The following is a 21,955-nucleotide window of genomic DNA, read 5'->3' on the forward strand; positions in this document are numbered from 1 at the left end:
GCTGACGTCGCCGTCGTGGGCGGCGGCGAGTTCGGTCACCATGCGCAGGCCCCGCCGGTCCCCTCCCCCGTGAGATCCGGCAGCCGTGGCTCGGCGTCCGTGACGCTGATCACGAGTTGCCGTCCCGCGACCGTCGTGGCGACCTCCGTCACCGGCGACCGGGCGGCGTGCCGCAGCACGTTGGTCACCAGCTCGCTGGTGACCAGCAGCACCGTGTCCGCGAACGCCGACCCCGGGACGACACCGACCGCGGCGAGGTGTCCGGACACGGCTTCCCGGGCCCGCCTGACCGCCTCGGGTCCCACCTCCACCGAGGTGACCTGACGCCGCACGGGGGGCGGCACATGCTCGATCGCCGCCGCCGGTCTGCCGCGACGCCACGGCAGCCGGAAGCCGCCCCTGCCCGTCACGGCGCCGTCTCCGACCCGCGCAGCTCGTCCAGCAGGTCCTGCCGGCCGGCCAGCAGGACGGCCAGGATCCGCCGCGCCGAGGCGAGCAGCTCCGCCACGTCGCCGCCGGCGAGCTCGTACACCACGGTCGAGCCGGTACGTGTGGCGGTCACGATGCCCGAGCGCCGCAGCACGGCCAGTTGCTGCGACAGGCTCGACGGCTCGACCCCGATCTCGGCGAGCAGCTCGCGCACCGGCTTCGGCCCGTCCTGCAACAGCTCCAGCACCCGGATGCGCACCGGATGCCCCAGCATGCGGAAGAACTCCGCCTTCGCCTCGTACAGCGGAACCGGCATCCGGATCGCCCCTCTTCCACCCCTCCGCAGTCGCCCTTCCCGGCAACTGTCGAATTGAAGAAGTCTTCAATCCCTTCCAGGCTAGTGGACGATCCGGACCGCGCGGCCGCTCAGGTTCCCGGAATGCGATCGGGGTCCGTGTCGGCGGCGGTGCCCCGGCCGGGTTCGGCGACCAGCAGACTGAGCTGTTCCTCCCCGAGGTCGACGTCGACCACGTGCCGGAAGCCGGCGGCCTCCGCGGTCGCGACCGCGCCCTCGTCTCCCTCCGGGACGGCGTGGACGATCCGTCGGCAGCGCGGATCCGATGTCCCGACGGCGTGGACGAGGACCCGGAGGACCTCGGCCAGGGCTCCGTCGGGGCACCCCGGCCCGACCCGCAGCTCCAGATCGCGCGCGGCGACCGGGTAGGCGTCCCTCAGCCGCCCGGCCGCACACCGCTCCACCTGGACGCCCACCTCCATGTCCCGGCCGTACAGCCGGAGCCGGCCCGTCACACGGGTCCACGACTCGACGGCGGTCCGCCATCCGCCCGGGACGCCGAGTTCGGGCAGGCACGGCACCGCGGGCATCTCAGCCCTCTCCCGCGAGCCGCCGGACGGCGACCTTGTCCAGCTTCCCGGCGGCGTTGCGCGGGACGGCGGGCACGACCTTGAGGCGTCTCGGCAGCTTGTAGCGTGCCAGTTGGGCACCCGCGTGGGTGCGGACGTGCTCCAGGGTGATCTCCACGCGGTCGTCCACGCTCATCACGGCGGCCACGGTCTCGCCCCACTGCTCGTCGGGAACGCCGACGACGGCGACGTCGACCACGCCCTTCAGGGCGGCCAGGACCCGCTCGACCTCCGCCGGGTAGACGTTCTCGCCGCCGCTGATGATCATGTCTTTCAGCCGGTCGACGATGTACAGGTATCCGTCCTCGTCGAGGTGGCCGATGTCGCCCGAGTGGAACCAGCCCTCGTCGTCGAACGCCACCCGGTCGGCCTCCGGGTTGTTCCAGTACCCGGCGGTCACATGGGGGCCGCGAACGACGATCTCCCCCGGCTCCCCGGGTCCGACGGGCTCGTTCGTGATCGCGTCGACGACACGGATCTCCGTGAACGGCATGGGGATGCCGGCGGAGCCGATCTTGTCCAGGGTGCGTTCGGCCGGCAGATGGGTGGCGAAGGGGGCGGTCTCCGTCAGCCCCCACGCCTGCTGGAGCAGCACACCGTGCTCCGCGTAGCGCGAGATCAGCGCGGGTGGCACCGGGGCTCCCGCGACCACCACCGAGCGGAGACGGCTCAGGTCCTGTTCGAAGACGCCGGGGACCCGGGCGAGGGCGGCGAACATCTGGGCGACGCCGAACATCGAGTTGACCCGGTGGGTGACGATGTCGTCCAGACACTCCTGAGGGTCGAAGGCGCGGCGTATCACCACCGTGCCGCCCCGCACCAGGGTGCGCAGCACGAAGCTGTTGAGGGCTCCGATGTGGAAGAGCGGGGCGGCCGCATAGGTGACGTCGCCCCGGCGCGTGTCCAGCCGCAGCTCGACGTTGACGGAGTTCCACCAGACGTTGCCGTGCGTCAGGACGACTCCCTTGGGCAGGCCGGTGGTGCCCGAGGTGAACATCAGGATCGCCGGGTCGTCGGCGTGCCGGACGGCCACCGGGGAGGCGGACCGGGCGGCGGCGATCAGCGGGGACCACGGCTCCCAGCCCTCGGCGCCGGCCGTCGGCACCTCCGGGTCGTCGTCCACGAGGAGGAAACGGGTCAGACGGGTGTCGGCCCGCACCGTGTCGACGCTTGCCCGGTGGCCTTCCTCGCACACCACGACGGTGGCGCCGCTGCCGTCGAGCACGCGCCGCAACTCCGGTTCGGCGAGCCGGAAGTTGACCGGGACGAAGACGGCACCGAGGCGGAAGGCGGCCAGCATCGTCACCAGGAAGGAACTGCTGTTGAGGCCGAGGTGGGCGATCCTGTCGCCGTCGGCGGTGCCGCCGTCCGCCAGGACGGCGGCCAAGCGTGCGGCCTTCTCGTCGAGTTGGGCGTACGTCAGGTCGCCGCCCGCGTAGCGGACGACGACGGCGTCGCCCTGCCAGCGGGCGTTGCGCGCGACCGCGGCGGCGGGGTTGAGGTCGACCCGGAGACCCGAGTTGCGCGGGTGAGGGGTCGTCGCTGTGGGCGTGGTCACTGTCGGCTCCTCGTTGAGCTTCAGAGGTGGTCGCCGCCGGCGGCGCGCGTGAACCCGCGTACGCCGATGCCGCCGTCGACGGAGATCGCGTGTCCGGTGATCGGCCCGCTCTGCTCGCGGGCGGCGAGCAGGACGTACGGTCCGGTGAAGTCCCGTGGGTCGGTGCTGGAATCGTGCAGCGGAATGGGCGGCGGCGGGGCGTCGGGGCCCTTCCCCGCGAAGGAGGCCGCGAGGGAGCGGCCGGCCAGGGCCAGGGACTCGGGCCCGCGCAGGTCGGTGTTCATGCCGCCGCAGGCGACGCCGTTGACCCGGACCTTGGGGGCGAGCTCGTAGGCGAGTTCGCGCATCAGGCCCAGGCAGGCGTGTTTGCTGGCCGTGTAGAGGGGGCCGCCGCCGTTGACGTGGAACGAGGCGTTCGACAGCGTCATGACGATGCTGCCGCGCGCCTTCACCAGTTCGGGCCACGCCGCGTGAGCGGCGAGCAGATAGCCCTTGACGTTGACGGAGAAGATCTCGTCGAAGGCGGCGTCCAGTTCACCCGCGCCGAGCCGGGTGAGCTGCCGCTGGTAGTCCCACACCCCGGCGTTGGCGACGAGGGTGTCGAGCTTGCCGAAGCGGCCGACCGTCTCGGCGACCGCGCGGTGCAGGCCGTCGGAGTCACGCACGTCGGCGGTGACGGCGTGGATGCGGGACGGGTCGGCCGCGGCGCGCACGACGTCGTCGAGCTGGTCCCCGTCGCGGCCGAGGACCGTGACCGAGGCGCCCTCGGCGAGGAAGCGTTCGGCCACGGCGCGGCCGACGCCCGATCCGCCCCCGGTGATCAGGGCGGCGTAGCCGTCGAGCCAGCCCCCGCTCATGCCCGCCCCGCGAGGAACCCGGTGACCAGTTCGTCGAACTCGTGCTGCCGCTCCAGCTGGACCCAGTGGCCGCAGCGGCCGAACACGTGCAGCCGCACGTCATGGAGGTGCTTGAGCATGAGCTGGGCACCGTCGAGGGTGATCGTCCGGTCGTCGCGGCCCCACAGCAGCAGGGTGGGTGCCGTGATCCGGTGCAGGTCGCGCCACAGCGGATCCATGCCGCCGCGCCGGGCGAACGCCGCGTTGTAGCGGTGGTAGAAGGCGATGTGGCTCTCGTCGAGCGACGCCTCGTAGCGGGCCCGTACCACGTCCTCACCGAACTGCCGGTGGTCGTAGACCATGGTGCGGATGAACGCGGCCATCTTCCTCTCGCTGGGCCCGCCGCCGTTGTAGTAGCGGAACATCTCCTTCTGGCCCTCGGTGGGGGTCGGGCCGAACGGCACCCAGCCGCCGCCGGGTGCCATCAGGACGAGCCCGGTCACGCGCTCCGGGCGGTGCTGGGCCATGGCGATGGCGGCGGCGCCGCCGAGGCTGTTGCCCAGCAGGTGGAAGGTGCCGATGCCGAGGGTGTCGAGGGCCTGGAAGAGGGCGTCCACGGTGATCTCGGTGATCGACCGCTGCTCCAGGTCCTCCTCAGCGGGGCGGTAACTGCCGCCGAAACCGGGCTGGTCCGGCAGCACGACGCGGAAGTGCCGGGCCAGCGCCGGGAGGTTCTGGCGGTAGTTGCTGACGCCGGAGGCGCCCGGCCCGCCGCCGTGCAGCATCACCAGCACGGGTCCTTCGCCGGTTTCGGCCACGGCGATCTCACCCAGTGAGGTGGGCACGCGGTGGTGCTTGAGGTCGAGGTCGGTCACGGGATGTCCCATCGGAGGTGGAGAGCGGACCCGAGCGGGGGCCGAGGCAGGACCGTGAGAAGGCTCGGGAACAAGGGCAGGAGGAAGGCAGGAGGAGAGGCGGAAGGAGAGGCGGGAGAGAGGCGGGAGGAGAGGCGGGAGCCGGTCAGAAGAACGTCGAGATGTTCTTCGCCTGCAGGACGTTCTGCTCCAGGAGGATGGTCCTGCGGGCCACTTGGAGGCGCCCGTCGCCGGCGCGGCGCAGCAGGTCGGTGCGGGTGCCGGCGAAGACGTTCTCCTCCCGCTCCAGCCGGTTGCGGTAGACCAGGAAGGCCGAGCGGGCCCACAGGTCGTCCGCCGCGGACCCGTCGTGCTCGGCGGGGTCCGCGTGCCGGACCATCACGTTCGTCACCAGGTGCCGGGTGCGCGAGGGCGGGTCCTCGGACCAGGCCATGCCGGAGTCGAAGCGGCGGATGCGCCAGGCGAGGCTGTCCTTGGTCTCGTCGTAGTAGGCGGTCTCGCCGCGGGCGGAGACGGACAGGGACTGCTGGCGGCGCAGTCGGTTGGTGCGCGTCGGCATCCAGTAGTCGAGGTCGTCGGCGAGCAGGTCGAGCCAGTCGGCGTAACGGCCGGCGTCGAGGAGGTCGGCCTCCTCGTAGTAGAACTGCTCGACCTCGAAGTGCGTGTCGCGGTCGGCGCGCGCGCCCGCACGTGACCGGATCTGCTCGGTGGCTGTGCTCACGATGTCATTCGATCCCTTCTCCGCACGGAGGCGGTACGGGGTGTGCCGCTGGGCGGCACACCGGCAGGCACGTCATCCGCGCAGCAGGCTGCGCAGGTTCACGTCGGGGTCGGCCAGCCGGGCGGCGTCGGCCGGGACACGACGGTCGATCATGCGGCGGGCGGCCCGGACGGCGGACGGGTCGTCGACGGAGGCCGCCGCGACGACCAGGCCGTCGCGCAGGCCGAAGACCGAGAAGGCCGGGTCGTCGCCGCGGCCGCGGGCAACGGTGTGCTCGGCCGCGTCCATGCGGCCGACGGCCTCGACATGGTGTCCGTGACGGTCCGTCCAGAACCAGGGGGCGACCGGGTCCGGCGCGGGGGTGCCGAGGAGGGTGGCCGCCGCGCGGGCCGCGTCGTGCCGGGCCGCTTCCCAGTGCTCGGTGCGCGGCAGGAGCACCCCGTGGTCGCGGGTGCGCGCCGGGTCCCCGACGGCCAGCACGGCCGGGTTCGAGGTCACCTGCCCCGCGTCCACGACGATGCCGCCGTCCACCTCGAGGCCCGCCGTCCCGGCGAGTTCGGCGCGCGGCACCATGCCGACGCCCAGCACCACCGCGTCGAACAGCCGTGGTGCGGCAGCGCCCGCGAAGTGGGCCTCGATGCCGTCGGATCGCTCGGTGAACGACTCCACGACGTCCCGCACGGTGGTGATGCCGTGCCGGGCGTGCAGGGCGTGCACCCAGGCGGCCAGCTCGGGGCCGAGTGCCGCGGCGAGCGGCACGGCCGCCGGATCGACCAGGACCACGTCGCAGCCGCGCCGTACGGCGGTGGAGGCGACCTCGGCCCCGATCAGCCCGGCGCCGACGACCAGCAGGCGGGCGCCGGGCACGAGGGCCGTGCGCAGCCGGTCGGCGTCGTCCGCCGTGCGCAGCACATGGACGCGTGCGTCGCCGGCTCCGGGGACCGGCGGGCGGGCCGCGCCGCCGCCGGTGGCGAGCACGACGCGGTCGGCGGGCAGGAGGCTGCCGTCGTCCAGTTCGACGGCGCCGTCCCGCGGCCGCAGCGCGGTGACGGCCGTCCGGTCGACCAGCCGGATCCGCTGGTCGTCGTACCACCGGGGCGGTTGCAGGGCGATCTGCTCGATGTCCTTGGTCCCGGCCAGGAAGTCCTTCGACAGCGGCGGCCGGTCGTAGGGGAACTCGCCGGTGTCGACGAGGGTGACGTCGCCGTCGAAGCCGCCCGCCCGCAGGGAGGCGGCCGTGCTGACGCCGGCGACTCCACCGCCCACGATCACCACACGGTCGGTCACGGCGCCTCGCCGGGGAAGAGATAGACCTCGCCGTCGTGGACCTCGACGCGGTGGGGGCAGGCGTCGCGGGTCGCGGGCAGGCCCTGGACCTCGCCGTTCTTGAGGCAGAACTTGCTGGAGTGCAGGGGGCACTCGACGTATCCGTCCTCGACCCAGCCGTCGGCGAGGGAGGCGGTCTCGTGGGTGCAGGTGTCGTCGAGCGCCCACACGGTGCCGTCGGTGTCGCGCAGCAGCGCGATGTCGTCGGCGGTGCCGGTGATCGCCTTGTCGACGGCGATCCCCTCGCCCTCGGGAATGTCGTCCAGGGCCGCGACGCGGATGCCGTGGCTCATGTCTGCTCCTCGTGCCAGGCCGGGGTGTTCATCAGCTCGCGCCAGCGGCCGTAGAAGGCCCGCCCGGCCGCGTCGCTGTACAGTTCGCTGGTCGTGCCGGGGTGGCGGCCGTCCTCGCGTTCGGTGCCCAGTCCCATCTGGTAGTTCAGGGCCACGTTGTTGGTGATGAAGCCGTGCGAAATGGCCTGCACCTCGCTCCAGTTCTCGCCGTCGTCCTGCTCGAAGATGCCGCTGGGCCCGAAGGTCCGCAGGTTGTACAGCCGTTGGGCCTCGCGCACCTCGTCAGGCATCGACTTGTCGACGATCGTCCAGGACCACACCTCCATCCGGTCGGGGCCCTTGGGGTGCCAGACCCGGATGGAGCCGTTGACCGGGAGGTAGGAGAAGTTGGGGAAGACCGTGGCGTGCCCGTTGGTCAGCGGTCCCTCGACGCGGGCCTCACCGAGCCGCTCGCGCAGCGCGTCGTAGTCCGTCCACGCGTGCACGCCCTGGGCGTCGAACCGGTTCTTCGGGTGGACCGGGAAGCCGGCGCCGTTGCCCCGCGCGTCGGAGTACTGCCGGCCGGTGCGGTGCACGATCTCGTCCTTGGGCTTCCTGCCCGGTGCGAGCACCGTGAGCGCCGAGGCGTGGCTCATGTTGACGTGGTACCAGTCGGTGGCGAACTGCTCCGCCGAGAGCTTCCAGTTGCCCTCCAGGACCCACTTGTGGACTCCGCCCACCACGACGGTGCCCTCGTCGTCGTGGTCCAGCATCGCGTCCATGTACCACGCCATGTCGCCCAGCGACTCGCGCAGCGGCACCGGGTCGGGGTTCCAGGTGCCGAAGACCAGGCCGCGGTACGTCTCCACGTGCGGGACCTCGACCAGGCCCCACTCCCCCGTCTCGAAGGAGCCCGGATAGCCGTCCTTGTTGGGCACGCTCGCCAGTGAGCCGTCCAGGCCGAACGACCAGCCGTGGTAGGTGCAGGTGAAGCTGCGGGTGGTGCCGGAGTCGGCGCGGCAGACGCGGGCGCCCCGGTGGCGGCAGGAGTTGAGGTACGCGCGCAGGCGCCGGTCGCGGTCGAGGGTGACGATGACCGGGTCCTCACCCATGTAGGTGGTGAAGAAGTCGCCCGGCTTGTGGAACTGGTCGGTGTGCGCGAGGAACAGCCAGCTCGGTGCGAAGACGCGGCGCAATTCCTGGCGGTAGAGCTCCTGGTCGGTGAAGATGACGCGATCCAGCAGCCCGCCCTCGGTGTCCACGAGCCCGGAGACGTCGATGTTCCGCGCCAGGTCTGCCGGGCGCCGCAGGGCCCCGCGCGGGGCCGCCGTGGCCGCGCCCTGGGATTCGTTCGTCGAGGTCATGGCCTCAAGGCAACAGCAGGCCCGGACGGGGGTGCCATCCGTCGTTCCGCACGACGGCACACGCGCTGTCGGCGGGCGGTGGCCGCGGGAGAGCGTGAGCGCATGCTTGCCGCAACCGCCGTCTCCCAGAGTGCGACCGACCCGCTGGCCGGGCTCGTCCTGGGTGACGTACCCAAGCCCGAGCCCCGGCCCGGCTGGTCCGTCGTCCGCGTCGTCTCCTCGTCGCTCAACATGCACGACCTGTGGACCCTGCGCGGGGTCGGCCATCCGTCCGAGCGGCTGCCGATCGTCCTCGGCTGCGACGCCGCGGGCTACGACGAGGACGGCAACGAGGTCCTCGTACACCCCGTCATCGGCGACCCGGACGCCGGCCTGGGCGACGAGACGCTCGACCCGGGCCGCGCCCTGCTGTCGGAGCGGCACGACGGAGCGTTCGCCGAGTATCTCGCCGTCCCCACCCGCAACCTCGTCCCCAAGCCGTCGTGGCTCTCCTTCGACGAGGCCGCCTGTCTGCCCGTCGCCTGGGGAACCGCGTACCGCATGCTCTTCACCCAGGCCCGGATCACCGCCGGTGACCGGGTCCTCGTGCAGGGCGCGGGCGGCGGGGTCGCCTCCGCGGCGATCAAGCTGGCCGTGGCCGCGGGCGCCGTCGTGTACGCCACGAGCCGCAGCGAGGAGAAACGGGACCGGGCCCTCGCCTGGGGTGCCCGGGCGGCGCCGGCGACCGGAGAGCGCCTTCCCGAACGTGTGGACGTCGTCGTCGAGACGGTCGGCGAGGCCACCTGGGCGCACTCGCTGAGGTCGCTGCGCCCGGGCGGCACGGTCGTGATCGCCGGAGCGACCAGCGGCACCAACCCGCCCGCCGATCTGGGGCGGATCTTCTATCTGCAGCAGCGCGTCCTCGGCTCGACCGGCTGCACCCGCGGTGAGTTGCTGGCGCTGCTGAAGCTCATGGACGCGACCGGCGTGCGCCCGGTGATCGACCGCACGCTGCCGCTCGACGAGATCCACAAGGGCTTCCAGCTCATGATCGACGGGCGGCTCACCGGAAAGCTCGTCGTCCACCCCTCCGGCCCTGCCGGCCCCCACCACTGAGGAGCACCGCGATGACCGCCGCCGCAGTCGGCCTGTCCCACTCTCCCCTCATCGGCAAGAACGATCCGGCGCCCGAGGTGGTCGCCGCCGTCGAGGACGCCGTCGGCACCGCGCGCGCCTTCGTCCGCGCCTTCGACCCCGACCTGGTCGTGCTGTACGCGCCGGACCACTACAACGGTTTCTTCTACAAGGAGATGCCACCGTTCTGCCTGGCCACCGAGGCGCGCTCCGTCGGCGACTTCGGCTCGGCCGCCGGTCCCGTGTCGGTCGACGGCGATGCCGCGCGTGCCCTCGCCCGGGGTGTCCTCGACCGCGGCGTGGATCTGACGGTGTCGGCCCGGATGACCGTCGACCACGGCTTCGTGCAGCCGCTGGAGGTCCTGTTCGGCGGGATCGAGGAGATTCCCGTCGTCCCCGTCTTCGTCAACGGAGTCGCCGCGCCGTTCGGTCCGGTCAGCCGCGTCCGGGCCCTGGGGACCGCGCTCGGCGAGGCGGCCGCCGCACTCGACCGCCGGGTCCTGTTCATCGGTTCCGGCGGGCTCTCGCACGACCCGCCGGTGCCGACGCTCGACGGCGCCCCGCCCCGGGTGGCCGACGCCCTCATCGAGGGGCATCCGCCCACCCCGGAGCAGCGGGCCCGGGGCGAGCAGCGCGTCATCCGGGCGGGCCGCGACTACGCCGCGGGCTCCACCACGATGCTTCCGCTCAACCCCACTTGGGACCGCCAGGTCCTGGACACGCTGGAGGACGGCCGGCTGGCGGAGGTCGACGGCTGGAGCGTGGAGTGGATGGCCGCCGAGGGCGGCGGCTCGGCCCACGAGGTACGCACCTGGATCGCCGCATTCGCGTCCCTGGCCGCCACCGGCCCGTACCGCACGACGTCGCGCTTCTACGCACCCGTCCCGGAATGGATCGCGGGCTTCGCCGTCGCGACGGCGGAGCCGGAGCCTTCCAGCGCGCAGTAGCCGGTCGCCGGTCCGCCGCTCCCCGGGCCGTGACCGGTCTCGGGCATCACGCGCCCGGGTCGGCGCCGGGCCCGGGGTCGGCCCTTGGCCGTCACCGGTCTCGGACCGTCACCCGTCTCGGACCGTCACCGGGCCCGGGGCCCGGGTCGTCACCGGGCCCGGGTCGTCGTAGGCCTTGGGCCGTCGCCGGCCCCGGACCATGGTCGGCCCCGGCGGTCACCGGGCCCCTCGGCACCACCGGTCCCGGTCTCGTCCGGGACCGGGACCTGGACCGGGACGGGGGCCGGGACGGGGACCTGGACCGGAACCGGGACCGGGACCTGGACCTGGACCTGGACCGGGACCTGGACCTGGACCTGGACCGGGACCGGGACCTGGACCGGGACCGGAACCAGAACCGGGACCGGGACCTGGACCGGAACCGGGACCGGGACCGGGACCGGCTGCCGAGGTACCCCCCACGCTGACCGCCGGGCAACGGGCCGCGCCGCGACGGCACTTGGGCAAGGCCGAGGCACCCTTCGCCTCACGGCCCGCCCATGTGCGCTGCGGAGCCGTCCCCCTCCGGTTCCGCACCGGCGCGCCTCACCCCCGCGGCTGTCGCACCACCACGTGCGGCCGCGCGGTCCGTCCCGCCCATGCCCGGGACCCGGCGGCGGCGACGCGGCGGGCCTGCGCGCTCAGCCGCCGCGTGTCGATCTGCCCTCGCCGGCCGGCGACCGACAGGGCCGCCACCGCCCGTCCGTCGCGGCCGAGCACCGGAGCCGCCACGCACACCAGTCCCGGCTGGTACTCCTCGTCGTCGAACGCGACACCGGTGCGGCGGATGGCGTCCAGTGCGGCGGCCAGGTCGCCGGGGCCGGTGAGGGTGCGGTCGGTGAAGCGCGGCAGCGGCTCGGCCACCGCCCGCTCCGCCGCGGCGGAGTCGTAGGCGAGCAGGACCTTCCCGACGGCGGTCGCGTGGGCGGGCAGCCGCCCGCCGATCCGGGACGGCACCGGCACGGAACGGTGACCGTAGAGCTTGGCGAGGTAGACGACGTGCGTGTCGTGGAGCACGGCCAGGTGCACCGTCTCCCGGGTCGTCTCGTACAGGTCGGCGAGGTGGGGCAGCAGCACGTCGCGGACGTTCTCGGCGCCCGGTGCGTAGACGGCCCGGCCCAGGTGGTGCAGGCGTTCGCCGAGCCGGTAGTCCGTGCCCACCCGTTCGACGACGCCGTTGCGCTCCAGCATGCCGAGCACCCGGTACGCGGTCGACTTGCTCATCCGCGCCCGCCGCGCGAGTTCGCTGACGCCCGTCCCTCCGCTGGCCCTGTCCCCCAGGGCGACGAGGAGGCTGATGGCCTTGTCGACGGCGGCCCGGTCGTCGCGCCCGGGGCCGGCGAGGGTGGCGGTCATGCTGGTTCACCTCAGCTTCAGGGGGAGGTGTCACTTTCAATACACCACCCGGAAACCTTTACGTGACAAGGATGCGAAGAGGTGAGCCGTTCGTCAACAATGACGGCATGGCAATTAAAAGTGACGCCCTTGCCCGGGAGAACGACCTCGTGGCCCGCAACGTCCGACGCTTCCGGGTGGAGAGGGCGATGTCCCTGGGTGAGCTCGCCCGCCGGTCCGGCCTCTCCAAGCAGACGCTGTCCAAGATCGAACAGGGGGTGGGCAATCCCACCGTGGAGACGCTGGCCCTCCTGGGGGCCGCGCTGGACATGCCCGCGCGCCGGCTGCTGACCGAATGGGGCACGCCGGTCTACGTCCAGCGGCACGACGAGAGCGAGTGGTCGGACCGCGCGGCCTGGTCCGAGCGCCTCCTCGACGAGACCTACGGCTCCGGCTACGTACGGACTCTGGTCCTGCGCCTGGAGCGGGGCGGCGAGAGCCCGCAGCCGGTGGCCCCGCACGCCCCCGGCACGCTCCACCACATCTACGTCTTCTCCGGGAAGCTGCGCACCGGCCCCCTCAACGAACCCGTGGACCTGGCGGCCGGCGACTTCGTGCGCTTCCCCGGTGACATCCCGCACCAGCTCGTCTGCCTGAGCGACCGCGTCGTGGCCCACATGGTCACCACCCTTCCCCAGGTCCGCCGGTTCGGCCCCACCGTCACGAAGGGAGGGGTGACCGCACAGCCGGGCTGACCGCACGGGACCACGGGCCTCGACGCCCCGGCCGCCGAGGCGGCCCCGCCGTCACCGGACCGCGGTGCCTCCCGGAGCGATCACGACCTTGCCGACGGCCGTTCCGGACTCGGCACGGCGCAGCGCGTCGGCCGCCCGGTCCAGCGGGTAGATCCCGTCGATCACGGCTTCGACGGCTCCGCTGCGCAGCAGTCCGAAGACCTGGGTCAGGTCGTCGCGCAACTCGGCACGGTACGTCTCCGGATTCCGGGACCTGCCCGCCCACAGGTTGAAGAAATGGGCACTACGCCGGTTCGGCAGGGTGTTCCACAGCGCGAGCCTCGCGACGAGCTTCAGAACGTTGATCATTCCCCTGCCGGTCTGGTCGCGGGTCGACGCGCTGCCGTAGGACACGAGGGTCCCGCCCGGTGCGAGCATGCGCCAGGAGTCCTTGACGCCCTTGCCTCCCACATGGTCGAAGACGGCCGCCACGCCGTGCGGCGCCAGGGCACGGACCTGGGCGGGGATGTCGCCGCGGTAGTCGACGGGAAGGGCGCCCATCGCCCGCACCGCGTCCTGGTTGCGGGCCGAGGCGGTGCCGATGACCCTGATGCCGCCCGCGACGGCCAGCTTCACCAGCACGCCGCCCACCCCGCCGTTGGCCCCGTGCACCACGACGGTCTCCCCCGCTTGGACCTTCGCGACGCGGTGGAGCATGCGCCACGCGGTGGCGCCGTTGGTGACCACCGTCTCGGCGTCCACCGCCGCCACCCCGTCGGGCACCGGCACCAGGTCCCCCGCGTCCAGGAGGACGCGGTCGGCCCACCCGCCCGTCCCGGTGAGGGCCGCGACCCGCTGCCCCACGACGAGTTCGGGCCGTCCCGGCGCGGGCGCCCCCAGTTCTTCCACGACGCCGACCAGGTCGTAGCCGGGGACGAAGGGGAACGCCGGCATGTCGTAGTACGTACCGCGCCGCATCTGCTGTTCGGCGAAGGTCACCCCGCTCGCCTCGACGCGGACGAGGGCCCGGCCGGGACCGGGCGGGGGCAGTTCCCGGACCCGGACGCGCAGGGCCTCCGGTTCTCCCACCGACGGAAGCACGACTTCGGTGACTCGCATGACAGCTCCTCGATGCGGCACTCGGATAGAGTGGTTGATCACTCAGTCTTTGGGTCGAAATGAGGGCGGCCGCCGGTTCACAGGGACCCGGCAGCCGCCCGGACGGGCCGGGCGGGTCAGTAGTGGGCGATGCCGGCGGTGAGGGTCCGGGACCAGGGCGCGTCGACGGCTCCGGCATCGACGGAGACCAGCAGATGACAGAGCATCCCGATGGCGAAGAACTGCTGGATCTGCTCCTCCCCCCCACCGGAGGCGCCGCGCACGTACTCGACGATGCGCGCGTACCCCGCCCTGACCGCGTCCTTGATCGCGGGCTCGGACACCGCCGCCGCCTGAGCGTGCAACTGCACCAACATCAGGTCGTTGTCGCTGATCAGACGGGCATAGGCATCCCCCATGGACGCCAGCACCACATCGGGCGCACTCCCTCCCGCCCGTGCGGCACCCTCCTCCAGCGCCGCCCGCACCAGCGCGAAACACCGCTCGACGACCGCCGCGAACAGCGCCTCCTTGTTCGGGAACAGGCGGTAGACGTACGCCTGGGAGATACCGGCCGCCTTGGCCACCTCCATCGTCGTGGTGCCGAAGTACCCGCGCGCCGCGAACGTCCCGACCGCCGTGCGCAGCACCGTCTCACGGCGCTCGTCGGCCGTGGACAATCGGCGCCGCCGCCCATCCGTCATCATGTGAGTACTCAATCACTCACACCTCTCCTCGTCAAGGGCGGGCCCGCGACGGAGACGACGGACAGGGAGGCCCGCGCACCCTTCCCCTCGGCTTCAGCGACCACTCCGGACCGGACGCGCCGCCGGAGCGCACGGTGACGGCGGAATACCCGTGAGTAGTCACTCCCATCCCCGATAGTGGGCACAAAATCCACACATCCCCTCTTCCATAGCGGCCCGGATGGTCTACATTGACCATGCTTCAGCTGTTCAGACACGAGGCGACCAGTAACGATCTATAGGTCCGTCACGGCAACCGGCATGCGCGTCCCCGGCACCAGACGTCGGGGTGATCAATTCTTGGAGCCCGAGAGGATGCCTTGGGTGTGGGGAGCACCCGGGGCTGCGACGTATTCCCGACACCTCGGAGTCCGGCACGACCTGCAAGTCCGCTGCCGCGGGGGTGTGTTGTCCAGGCAGCTCTGAGACAGCCGGAGGTCGCGCGGAAGGGTCTTCCGCGGGGAGGAACAGCGCGGCACAGGGCATGGGGGCGGGGTACTCCCGGGGGGGGGAGGAGCAGTGAGGGGGGCGGGGGCCTCCCTGGGCGAGGAACAGTGTTGGGCGAGCATGTCGAGTCACTGGACCTGGGGGGTTCTGTGCGGCAAGGGGGACTTGTCAGCCCGTTTCCGTCGGCGCGGGGGCGTCTGGCGAACGGGACGATCAGCCGGCCGGCGAGCGATTGGGAGCAGCGGTACCGCCGTGCCGTGATCATCAGCGATACCGTGGCCACCGCCTTCGTGGTGGCGGCGATCGGTGACTTCTTCGGGGCCCGGGACGCGGCCAACTGGCATGAGAAGTGGGGGATTCTCGCATTCGGCACCGAGCTGCTGGTGCTGGGGGCGCTCGCGGTGAGCCGGTCGTGGGCTCCGGCCGTGCTCGGCCAGGGCGCCGAGGAGTTCCGCCGGCTCGGTCGCTCGCTGTTCGCGGCGACGGTCGTCCTGGCGCTCGGCGGGATCGCCCTCACTTCGCGCAACATCAAGCTCTGGATCTTCGTCGCGATCCCCGCGATCGCGCTGATCACGATGCCCGCGCGGTATGTGCTGCGCCTCTGGTTGCACAGACAGCGGAAGGAAGGGCGGTGCCTGAGACCGGTGCTCGCTGCCGGGAGCCCGGCCGCCGTGCGCGACCTGATCGCCCGGACCCGCAAGTTCCCGCATCTCGGCTGGCGGGTGGACGCGGTGTGCACGACGGACGGTCTCGGGCCCGACGGTGACCGGTTGGACGGAGTGCCGGTCGTCGGCCGGCTGACGGATGTCGCGGGCCACGCACACCGCGACGGCTACCGTGTCGTCGCGGTCACCCCGGACCCGCACTGGTCACCGGACCGGCTGCAGCGGCTGGCGTGGAGCCTGGAGGGCAGCGACGCCGAGATGGTCGTGGCACCCGTGCTGATGGAGGTGGCCGGGCCGCGGCTGCACGTCGACGCGGTGCTCGGGATCCCGCTGCTGCGGGTCAGCATGCCGGCCTTCACCGGGGGCCGCCGGGCGATCAAAGCGGTCGTCGACCGGTTGGGCGCGGCGATCCTGCTGATGCTGTTCGCGCCGCTGATGGTGTTCGTCGGGCTGCTCGTGGTGGCGGACAGCCGGGGCGGAGCGTTCTACCGCCAGCGCAGAGTCGGCAAGGACGGCCGCGAGTTCACCATTCTCAAGTTCCGCACCATGGTCGCCGGGGCTGATCGGGCGCGTGCCGAGCTGGCGGACCGCAACGAGGGTGCCGGCCTGCTGTTCAAGATGCGCCGGGATCCACGGGTGACCCGGGTGGGGGCAGTGCTGCGCCGGTACTCGATCGACGAGCTCCCGCAGCTCTTCAACGTGCTCGCCGGGTCGATGTCGCTCGTCGGTCCGCGGCCTCCGTTACCGGAGGAGTCCGCCGCGTACGGCCCGGACATCCGGCGGCGGCTGCTGGTCAAGCCCGGGCTCACCGGCCTGTGGCAGATCAGCGGGCGCAGCGACCTGTCGTGGGAGGAGGCGGTGCGGCTGGACCTTCGGTACGTGGAGGACTGGTCGCTCGCCCTGGACACAGTGATCTTGTGGAAGACGCTGCGCGCGGTGCTCTACGGGCAGGGGGCCTACTGATGCGCGCGAACCGTCGTCCGGCCGACGTGCGGAGCGCAGGCCGAAAGGGCCTGCCCAGGGGGAGGAACGGGTCATGAGAGTCAGCGTCTTCGGTCTCGGTTACGTGGGCTCTGTGTCTGCCGCGTGCCTGGCCAGCATGGGTCACGAGGTCATCGGGGTGGACGTGAACCAGGTGAAGGTCGACCTGGTCAACGACGGCAGGGCACCGGTGGTCGAGGAGCGCATCGGCGAGCTCATCTCCGACGTCGTGCGGACCGGGGCGTTACGCGCCACCGGCGACGTCCGCGAGGCGATCGGCGGCAGCGAGATGTCGCTGGTCTGCGTGGGCACGCCGTCGGAGCCCAACGGCAGCCTGTGCACGACGTACTTGGAGCGGGTCACCGAGCAGATAGGCGCCGCGCTGGCCGAGCGGGGCGGACGGCACACCGTCGTGTTTCGCAGCACCATGCTCCCGGGCACCTGCCTGAACCTGCTGGTACCGATCCTGGAGAAGTACGTCGGCGGCACGGCCGGGGTGGACATCGGGGTCGCGGTCAACCCGGAGTTCCTGCGTGAGGGCACAAGCGTCCAGGACTTCTTCGACCCGCCCAAGACCGTCGTCGGCGAACTCGACCCGGCGAGCGGCGATGCGGTGATGGCGCTGTACGAGGGCTTGCCCGGCGAGGTGTTCCGGGTGCCGGTCCCGACGGCCGAGGCCATCAAGTACGCGGACAACGCGTTCCACGGACTCAAGATCGGCTTCGCGAACGAGCTGGGCGCGATATACCAGGCGCTCGGGGTGGACTCGCACCAGGTGATGGACGTGTTCCTGGCCGACCGCAAGCTGAACATCAGTCCCGCCTACCTGCGGCCCGGCTTCGCCTTCGGTGGCTCCTGCCTGCCCAAGGACCTGCGCAGCCTGGTCCACGCGGCGCAGCGGGCCGACATCTCGGTGCCCATCCTCGCCCATGTGCTGCCCTCCAACTCCGACCATCTGCAACGCGCGGTGGAGCTGGTCGAGCGCACCGGAAAACGCCGGGCCGGCCTGTTCGGGCTGTCCTTCAAACCCGGCACCGACGACCTCCGCGAGAGCCCGCTCGTCGAGCTGGCGGAGAGGCTCTTCGGCAAGGGGTACGACCTGCGGATCTACGACGCCAACGTGAGCCTCTCGCGGCTGCTCGGCGCGAACCGCGAGTACATCGAGACCCGGCTGCCGCACCTCGCGCAACTGCTCGCGGATTCCGTCGAGGAGGTCCTCGACCACGCCGAGGTGTGCCTGGTCGGGACCAGGGATCCGGCCGTGCTGTCGGCGCTGCCCCACGGGGGCGACGGCCCGCTGATCGTCGATCTCGTCCGCCTTCCCGACGCCGAGGCGCGCCGGGCCGAACCGGGGTACACGGGCCTTGCTTGGTGACACGAGCAGCGGCGACCGGCCGGGCCGGCGCGCGCTGATCCTGGTGGAGAACCTGTCGGTGCCGTTCGACCGGCGGGTGTGGCAGGAGTGCACGACCCTGCGCGACGCCGGCTGGACGGTGCATGTCGTCTGTCCTCAGGGGAGCAAGCGGGACACGGAGGCGGAGGCGGAGATCGACGGGGTGCGGATCCACCGCTATCCGTTGCGCGCGGCCACCGGAGGGCCGGCCGGCTACCTGCGGGAGTACGGATCGGCGTTGTGGCACACGTTCCGGCTGGCCCGGAAGGTCGGACCGGTCGACGTGGTCCACGCCTGCAACCCGCCCGACCTGCTGTTCCTGCCGGCGCTGTGGCTGAAGCGGCGGGGAGCGCGGTTCGTCTTCGACCAACACGACCTGGTGCCCGAGCTGTACCTCTCCCGGTTCGGCCGCGGCAAGGACCTGCTCTACCGCGGCGTGTGCGCGCTGGAACGGATGACCTACCGGGCCGCGGACGTCGTGCTCGCCACGAACGAGAGCTACCGGGACACCGCGGTGCGCCGTGGCGGTCTGCGGCCGGAGGACGTCTTCGTGGTGCGCAGCGCACCCGACATCGACCGGTTCCACCCCGTACCGCCCGAGCCGGAGTTGAAGCGCGGCAAGCCCCATCTGCTGTGCTACCTCGGCGTCATGGGCCCGCAGGACGGCGTCGACTACGCCTTACGGGCCCTCGCGAAGCTGCGCGACGAGGTCGGACGGACGGACTGGCACGCGGTGTTCGTCGGCGGCGGCGACACCTTCGACGCGATGGTGGAGCTGTCCCGGCAGCTCGGGCTGGCCGAGCAGGTCCAGTTCACCGGGCGCATTCCGGACGCCGATCTGGTGCGCTACCTGTCCAGCGCGGACGTGTGTCTCTCCCCCGACCCGCACAATCCGCTCAACGACGTGTCGACCATGAACAAGGTCCTGGAATACATGGTGATGGGCCGACCGCTCGTATCGTTCGACCTCCGGGAGGCGCGCGTCTCCGCGGGTGACGCCGCCGTCTACGCGCCCGCCGACGACGAGGCGGAGTTCGCGAGGCTCATCGCGCTGCTGCTGGACGACCCGGAGAAGCGGGCCCTGATGGGCAAGGTCGGCCAGGAGCGGATCAGCGGGCCGCTCTCCTGGCGGAACTCCCAGCGGTCACTGCTCGCCGCCTACGCCGCCGCCTGCCGGGACCGCACTCCGGCGTCGGCGGGCGGCCCGGACCGTGCACAGGGCGGAGGCCGCACCGTTGAACGATGACACGATACGCCTGGTCACGATCGGGCGGATCATCCAGCGGCGCCGACGGCTCCTCGCCGTCCTCGTCCTGGTGGGCGCGCTCGTCGGGTACGGCACCTCCCTGCTGTTTCCGCCGCGCTACACGACCTCGGCATCGGTACTGCTGCCGGGGGCGTGGGAGGAGCGCGAGCTGCTGACCCAGGTGGAGATCGCGACCAGTTCGACGGTGGTCGACCAGGCGGCCGACACGCTCCACTGGGCCGGGGTCGGCAAGAACGAGCTGCGGGACCAGGTGAGCGCCAAGGCCGCCGACGGGAACATCATCAAGATCTCGGGCACCGCCGACACCCCGGAGCGCGCACAGCAGCTCTCCGACCAGGTGGCCCAGCAGTTCGTCACGTTCGCCGCGCGCGTGGTGGACGACACCACCGATCCCGAGGCGGCGGAGCAGCGGAAGGCGCTGCAGCAGACGGTGGTGGAGACCAGCCGCCGCATCTCCGAACTGGCCGACGCGGCCGATCCGGGGCAGACCGTGGAGGGCGTGCAGGCCCGTACCGAGCTCGAGAAGCTGCGCACCACGCTGCAGGAAGCCATCACCAAGCTGGACCAGTCCGACCCGGCCGCCGGCAAGGCCGCCATGGTCGTCATGGGGCCGGCGGCCCGGCCGACGGGCGAGGCACCACCGACGAGGATCCAGCTCATCGGCGCCGGGGCGCTGCTGTTCTTCCTGCTCGGGGTCGTCGGACACCTCACCGCGGCACGGATGAGCCGCCGGCTGCGCACCCAGCCGGACATCGTCGCCGCACTGGGTTCGGCGCTGCTGGGTACCGTCGACGTACCCGTCGAACGGCGCTCGCACCGGCCGGGAGGCCGTGGTGTGCGGGCGCGGTTCCGGCGGCTGCTGGGCATCGACGTCCGGTGGGACGTCCCGGCCCCGAAGGTGTCCGGCGACGAGGCGGGCCGGCAGCTGCGCTACCGGCGGGTGTGTGCCCGTCTCCGTGACCAACTGCCTTCTTCCCGGGGGCTGCTGGTCGTCGTCCCGGACGGCGACGAGATCGCCCGCCGGGCCGCCCGGCAGCTCGTCGTCGAGGCCGGGAACGATCCTTCCCCAAGCTCTTCGAGCGGGGGCCACCCCAAGCTGCGGGTCGTGGAGGTCTCGGTGCCCCGGCCGTTGGTGCCGGACCGGGGCGACGAGTCCGGTGCCCTGGTCGTGCTCAGCGCGGGCCGCTGGACCGCGGGGGAACTCGAGGGCATCGCCGAGGCGTGTGCGGACGCCGGGCACCAGGTCGTCGGCGTCGTCATCGCCGGCATGGTCCGAGCCCTTCCGGCGCGGTCCGCCGACCGTCCCCGGGGAGCCGCCACGCCGGTGCTCGCGGTCGGCCACGACGCGAAAGGAGGTTCACGGTGACGACGAGCACGACTTCGGAGTCGTCGGCCGCCGCTCCGCTGCTGGACCTGCAGGCGCTCGTGGCGGCGGTGCGCAGACGGCGCCGCTTCTGGTGCTCCGTCGGGCTGCTGGGACTGCTCGTGGGCGCGGCGGTGGCGGTGCTGCTGCCGGCGCCGCCGACCGCGGTGACCGAGGTGCTGGTCGCGCATCAGGAGGACCAGCCGAACGACCCCGGAACGCTGATCCGCACCGATGCCGCGGTGCTGCAGACCACACGGATCGCGGAGAAGGCCCTGAAGTCCCTCCACTCTCCGGAGAAGCCGGAGGACTTCATGCGGGACTACTCGGGCATCGGCCTGACCAACAACGTGCTCCGCATCACGGTGACGGGCGACAGCGACGCGGACGCGGAGGCCCGGGCCAAGGCGTTGGCCGACGCGTTCGTCGCGGACCATGTGAAGCGGATACAGGATGCCGCGAACGCCGAGGCCGAGGCCCTGCTCGACCAGCGCGACCGCATGCAGGGCGAACTCGCCAAGGTCAACAAGTCGATCGGAGAGGGATCGTCGCAGAGCGGGCCGAAGGCGTCGGCGGACCTGGAGTCGCTCTTCGCCCGCCGGGCCGAACTCACGTCGCGGATCACCGATTTCGGCCAGCGCGCCGCGGAGGCGCGCATCGGCACGCCCCACCTCGTCGCCGGCACACAGGTCGTGGACGCCCCGAGGGCGGTGCGGCACTCCCTGCCCAGGACCGCCGCCACCGACGCCGCGGTCGGGCTCGTCCTCGGGCTCGTCCTCGGGCTCGCGACGGCCGCGGTCGGCTCGGTGGTGGCGGACCGCCCCGTGCTGCGCCGGGAGATCGCGTCCAACCTCGGCGCCTCGGTCATCGCCGAGCTGCCCGGCAGGAAGGGCAGGCTGTGGCGGCGCCGACGGATCCGGGCGGCACACGAACGGCTCACCGCGTCGCTGGCCCGCACCGCGCGCGGCTCGGCCGAACCGGTGTCGCTCCTCGAACTGGGCTGTGCGCGCAGCACGAGCGTGATCGCCCTCGACCTCGCCAGGGCGCTCGCGGCGGACGGGCCGGTGGTCGTCGTCGACGCTCTGCCCGGCCCGCAGCTCGCCGGGCGCCGCACGAAGCGGGGAGACCCGGCCGTTGTCAGCGGCGAGCGTGCCGCGGCCGTGCCGCATCAGATGCGCCGGCTCGGCGTGGGCTCGGTGGCGCCCGGCACGGCGTGGACCGACCTTCCCCACCTCGGCACTCGGACCGTGCTCGTCGTGCGCGCCGGACACGGCGGCACCGCGTGGCTGCACACCGTGGCGCGGCAGCTCGCGGACCAGCGCATCGCGGTGATCGGTGTGGTGCTGATCGACCCCGATCCGCGCGACCGGACCGACGGCACGCTGTGGGACGGGCCGAACGCCGCGCCGCGCGACCGGAACGGGCAGCCGGCCCGGCAGAACGGCACGGGCCGACGGCGGGCCGAGCAGCCGCCGGTGCCGGCGGCACGGGTGCCGGACAGCGACCAGGAGGCACGGTAGAA

20 protein-coding genes and 1 pseudogene are annotated in these 21,955 nt (G+C 72.4%); 8 read left to right on the forward strand and 13 right to left on the reverse strand.

The features are described 5' to 3' along the window. Positions 1-35: 35 nt before the first annotated feature. From ACFYMU_RS16130 to ACFYMU_RS16175, 10 genes are all read right to left on the reverse strand, one after another. Positions 36-410, reverse strand: a complete 375-nt coding sequence (locus ACFYMU_RS16130; protein WP_388373200.1) for an ATP-binding protein — start codon at positions 408-410, stop codon at positions 36-38. Then, positions 407-745, reverse strand: coding sequence for an ArsR/SmtB family transcription factor (locus tag ACFYMU_RS16135; RefSeq protein ID WP_388373202.1), 339 nt, complete (start codon positions 743-745; stop codon positions 407-409). Before ACFYMU_RS16135 ends, ACFYMU_RS16130 begins: the two co-directional genes overlap by 4 nt. Before the next feature lie 110 nt (positions 746-855). Continuing rightward, the gene (locus ACFYMU_RS16140; RefSeq protein WP_388373204.1) at positions 856-1,314 is read right to left on the reverse strand and encodes a hypothetical protein; all 459 of its coding nucleotides are present in this window, start codon (positions 1,312-1,314) and stop codon (positions 856-858) included. Between the two features lies 1 nt (position 1,315). After that, positions 1,316-2,911 carry an AMP-binding protein gene (locus ACFYMU_RS16145; RefSeq protein ID WP_388373206.1) on the reverse strand — a complete coding sequence of 532 codons (1,596 nt, stop codon included), beginning with the start codon at positions 2,909-2,911 and terminating at the stop codon, positions 1,316-1,318. Positions 2,912-2,931: 20 nt separating this feature from the next. After that, the gene (locus tag ACFYMU_RS16150) at positions 2,932-3,768 is read right to left on the reverse strand and encodes an SDR family NAD(P)-dependent oxidoreductase (protein ID WP_388373208.1); all 837 of its coding nucleotides are present in this window, start codon (positions 3,766-3,768) and stop codon (positions 2,932-2,934) included. Then, positions 3,765-4,622 carry an alpha/beta fold hydrolase gene (locus ACFYMU_RS16155; RefSeq protein WP_388373210.1) on the reverse strand — a complete coding sequence of 286 codons (858 nt, stop codon included), beginning with the start codon at positions 4,620-4,622 and terminating at the stop codon, positions 3,765-3,767. Before ACFYMU_RS16155 ends, ACFYMU_RS16150 begins: the two co-directional genes overlap by 4 nt. A 145-nt stretch (positions 4,623-4,767) precedes the next feature. Next, positions 4,768-5,343 carry a 3-phenylpropionate/cinnamic acid dioxygenase subunit beta gene (locus tag ACFYMU_RS16160; RefSeq protein ID WP_388373212.1) on the reverse strand — a complete coding sequence of 192 codons (576 nt, stop codon included), beginning with the start codon at positions 5,341-5,343 and terminating at the stop codon, positions 4,768-4,770. A 72-nt stretch (positions 5,344-5,415) separates the two neighbouring features. After that, a complete protein-coding gene (locus ACFYMU_RS16165) occupies positions 5,416-6,630 on the reverse strand; it encodes an NAD(P)/FAD-dependent oxidoreductase (protein ID WP_388373214.1) in 1,215 nt (404 codons plus the stop codon). Beyond that, positions 6,627-6,962, reverse strand: a complete 336-nt coding sequence (locus ACFYMU_RS16170; protein ID WP_388373216.1) for a non-heme iron oxygenase ferredoxin subunit — start codon at positions 6,960-6,962, stop codon at positions 6,627-6,629. Before ACFYMU_RS16170 ends, ACFYMU_RS16165 begins: the two co-directional genes overlap by 4 nt. Next, on the reverse strand, positions 6,959-8,305 hold the full coding sequence (locus ACFYMU_RS16175; protein WP_388373218.1) for an SRPBCC family protein: 1,347 nt from the start codon (positions 8,303-8,305) through the stop codon (positions 6,959-6,961). Before ACFYMU_RS16175 ends, ACFYMU_RS16170 begins: the two co-directional genes overlap by 4 nt. Positions 8,306-8,407: 102 nt before the next feature. Between ACFYMU_RS16175 and ACFYMU_RS16180 the strand changes: the two genes are divergently transcribed. Together ACFYMU_RS16180 and ACFYMU_RS16185 are read left to right on the forward strand one after the other, a co-directional pair. After that, positions 8,408-9,400 (forward strand): zinc-binding dehydrogenase, encoded by a 993-nt coding sequence (locus tag ACFYMU_RS16180; protein WP_388373220.1) that lies wholly within the window; start codon positions 8,408-8,410, stop codon positions 9,398-9,400. 11 nt (positions 9,401-9,411) lie between these two features. Then, entirely contained in the window at positions 9,412-10,365 is a 954-nt protein-coding gene (locus ACFYMU_RS16185) for a 3-carboxyethylcatechol 2,3-dioxygenase (protein WP_388373222.1), read from the forward strand. Positions 10,366-10,950: 585 nt separating this feature from the next. Here ACFYMU_RS16185 and ACFYMU_RS16190 read toward each other — a convergent pair. Next, positions 10,951-11,760, reverse strand: coding sequence for an IclR family transcriptional regulator (locus ACFYMU_RS16190; RefSeq protein WP_388373224.1), 810 nt, complete (start codon positions 11,758-11,760; stop codon positions 10,951-10,953). A gap of 71 nt (positions 11,761-11,831) precedes the next feature. Here ACFYMU_RS16190 and ACFYMU_RS16195 point away from each other — a divergent pair, with 71 nt between their 5' ends. Continuing rightward, complete coding sequence (locus tag ACFYMU_RS16195; protein WP_388373226.1) at positions 11,832-12,494, forward strand: helix-turn-helix domain-containing protein; 663 nt, start codon at positions 11,832-11,834, stop codon at positions 12,492-12,494. Positions 12,495-12,545: 51 nt separating this feature from the next. Here ACFYMU_RS16195 and ACFYMU_RS16200 read toward each other — a convergent pair whose 3' ends face one another. Next, positions 12,546-13,592 (reverse strand): medium chain dehydrogenase/reductase family protein, encoded by a 1,047-nt coding sequence (locus tag ACFYMU_RS16200; protein WP_388373227.1) that lies wholly within the window; start codon positions 13,590-13,592, stop codon positions 12,546-12,548. Between the two features lie 116 nt (positions 13,593-13,708). Further along, positions 13,709-14,278 (reverse strand): TetR/AcrR family transcriptional regulator, encoded by a 570-nt coding sequence (locus ACFYMU_RS16205; protein ID WP_388373229.1) that lies wholly within the window; start codon positions 14,276-14,278, stop codon positions 13,709-13,711. 635 nt (positions 14,279-14,913) lie between these two features. Here ACFYMU_RS16205 and ACFYMU_RS16210 point away from each other — a divergent pair. The 5 genes and pseudogenes from ACFYMU_RS16210 (at position 14,914) to ACFYMU_RS16230 (ending at position 21,953) form a co-directional block, all read left to right on the forward strand. Beyond that, positions 14,914-16,392 carry a sugar transferase gene (locus ACFYMU_RS16210; RefSeq protein ID WP_388373522.1) on the forward strand — a complete coding sequence of 493 codons (1,479 nt, stop codon included), beginning with the start codon at positions 14,914-14,916 and terminating at the stop codon, positions 16,390-16,392. Between the two features lie 73 nt (positions 16,393-16,465). Next, positions 16,466-17,785, forward strand: coding sequence for a nucleotide sugar dehydrogenase (locus ACFYMU_RS16215; protein WP_388373231.1), 1,320 nt, complete (start codon positions 16,466-16,468; stop codon positions 17,783-17,785). After that, positions 17,775-19,042, forward strand: a pseudogene (locus tag ACFYMU_RS16220) (glycosyltransferase family 4 protein). The gene ACFYMU_RS16215 and the pseudogene ACFYMU_RS16220 overlap by 11 nt, the downstream one beginning before the upstream one ends. Then, on the forward strand, positions 19,039-20,436 hold the full coding sequence (locus ACFYMU_RS16225; protein WP_388373233.1) for a Wzz/FepE/Etk N-terminal domain-containing protein: 1,398 nt from the start codon (positions 19,039-19,041) through the stop codon (positions 20,434-20,436). Before ACFYMU_RS16220 ends, ACFYMU_RS16225 begins: the two are co-directional and overlap by 4 nt. Further along, positions 20,433-21,953, forward strand: a complete 1,521-nt coding sequence (locus ACFYMU_RS16230; RefSeq protein WP_388373235.1) for a Wzz/FepE/Etk N-terminal domain-containing protein — start codon at positions 20,433-20,435, stop codon at positions 21,951-21,953. The genes ACFYMU_RS16225 and ACFYMU_RS16230 overlap by 4 nt, the downstream gene beginning before the upstream one ends. Positions 21,954-21,955: the final 2 nt, after the last annotated feature.

The organism is Streptomyces sp. NPDC007264, from assembly GCF_042869095.1.
GTDB lineage: Bacteria > Actinomycetota > Actinomycetes > Streptomycetales > Streptomycetaceae > Streptomyces.

Bases quoted from the DNA above. Each gene is read 5' to 3' on its own strand.
- ACFYMU_RS16135 (WP_388373202.1), bottom strand. From the start codon at position 745: ATGCCGGTTCCGCTGTACGAGGCGAAGGCGGAGTTCTTCCGCATGCTG.
- ACFYMU_RS16140 (WP_388373204.1), bottom strand. From the start codon at position 1,314: ATGCCCGCGGTGCCGTGCCTGCCCGAACTCGGCGTCCCGGGCGGATGG.
- ACFYMU_RS16150 (WP_388373208.1), bottom strand. From the start codon at position 3,768: ATGAGCGGGGGCTGGCTCGACGGCTACGCCGCCCTGATCACCGGGGGC.
- ACFYMU_RS16170 (WP_388373216.1), bottom strand. From the start codon at position 6,962: ATGAGCCACGGCATCCGCGTCGCGGCCCTGGACGACATTCCCGAGGGC.
- ACFYMU_RS16175 (WP_388373218.1), bottom strand. From the start codon at position 8,305: ATGACCTCGACGAACGAATCCCAGGGCGCGGCCACGGCGGCCCCGCGC.
- ACFYMU_RS16180 (WP_388373220.1), top strand. From the start codon at position 8,408: ATGCTTGCCGCAACCGCCGTCTCCCAGAGTGCGACCGACCCGCTGGCC.
- ACFYMU_RS16185 (WP_388373222.1), top strand. From the start codon at position 9,412: ATGACCGCCGCCGCAGTCGGCCTGTCCCACTCTCCCCTCATCGGCAAG.
- ACFYMU_RS16190 (WP_388373224.1), bottom strand. From the start codon at position 11,760: ATGACCGCCACCCTCGCCGGCCCCGGGCGCGACGACCGGGCCGCCGTC.
- ACFYMU_RS16195 (WP_388373226.1), top strand. From the start codon at position 11,832: ATGCGAAGAGGTGAGCCGTTCGTCAACAATGACGGCATGGCAATTAAA.
- ACFYMU_RS16200 (WP_388373227.1), bottom strand. From the start codon at position 13,592: ATGCGAGTCACCGAAGTCGTGCTTCCGTCGGTGGGAGAACCGGAGGCC.
- ACFYMU_RS16205 (WP_388373229.1), bottom strand. From the start codon at position 14,278: ATGATGACGGATGGGCGGCGGCGCCGATTGTCCACGGCCGACGAGCGC.
- ACFYMU_RS16215 (WP_388373231.1), top strand. From the start codon at position 16,466: ATGAGAGTCAGCGTCTTCGGTCTCGGTTACGTGGGCTCTGTGTCTGCC.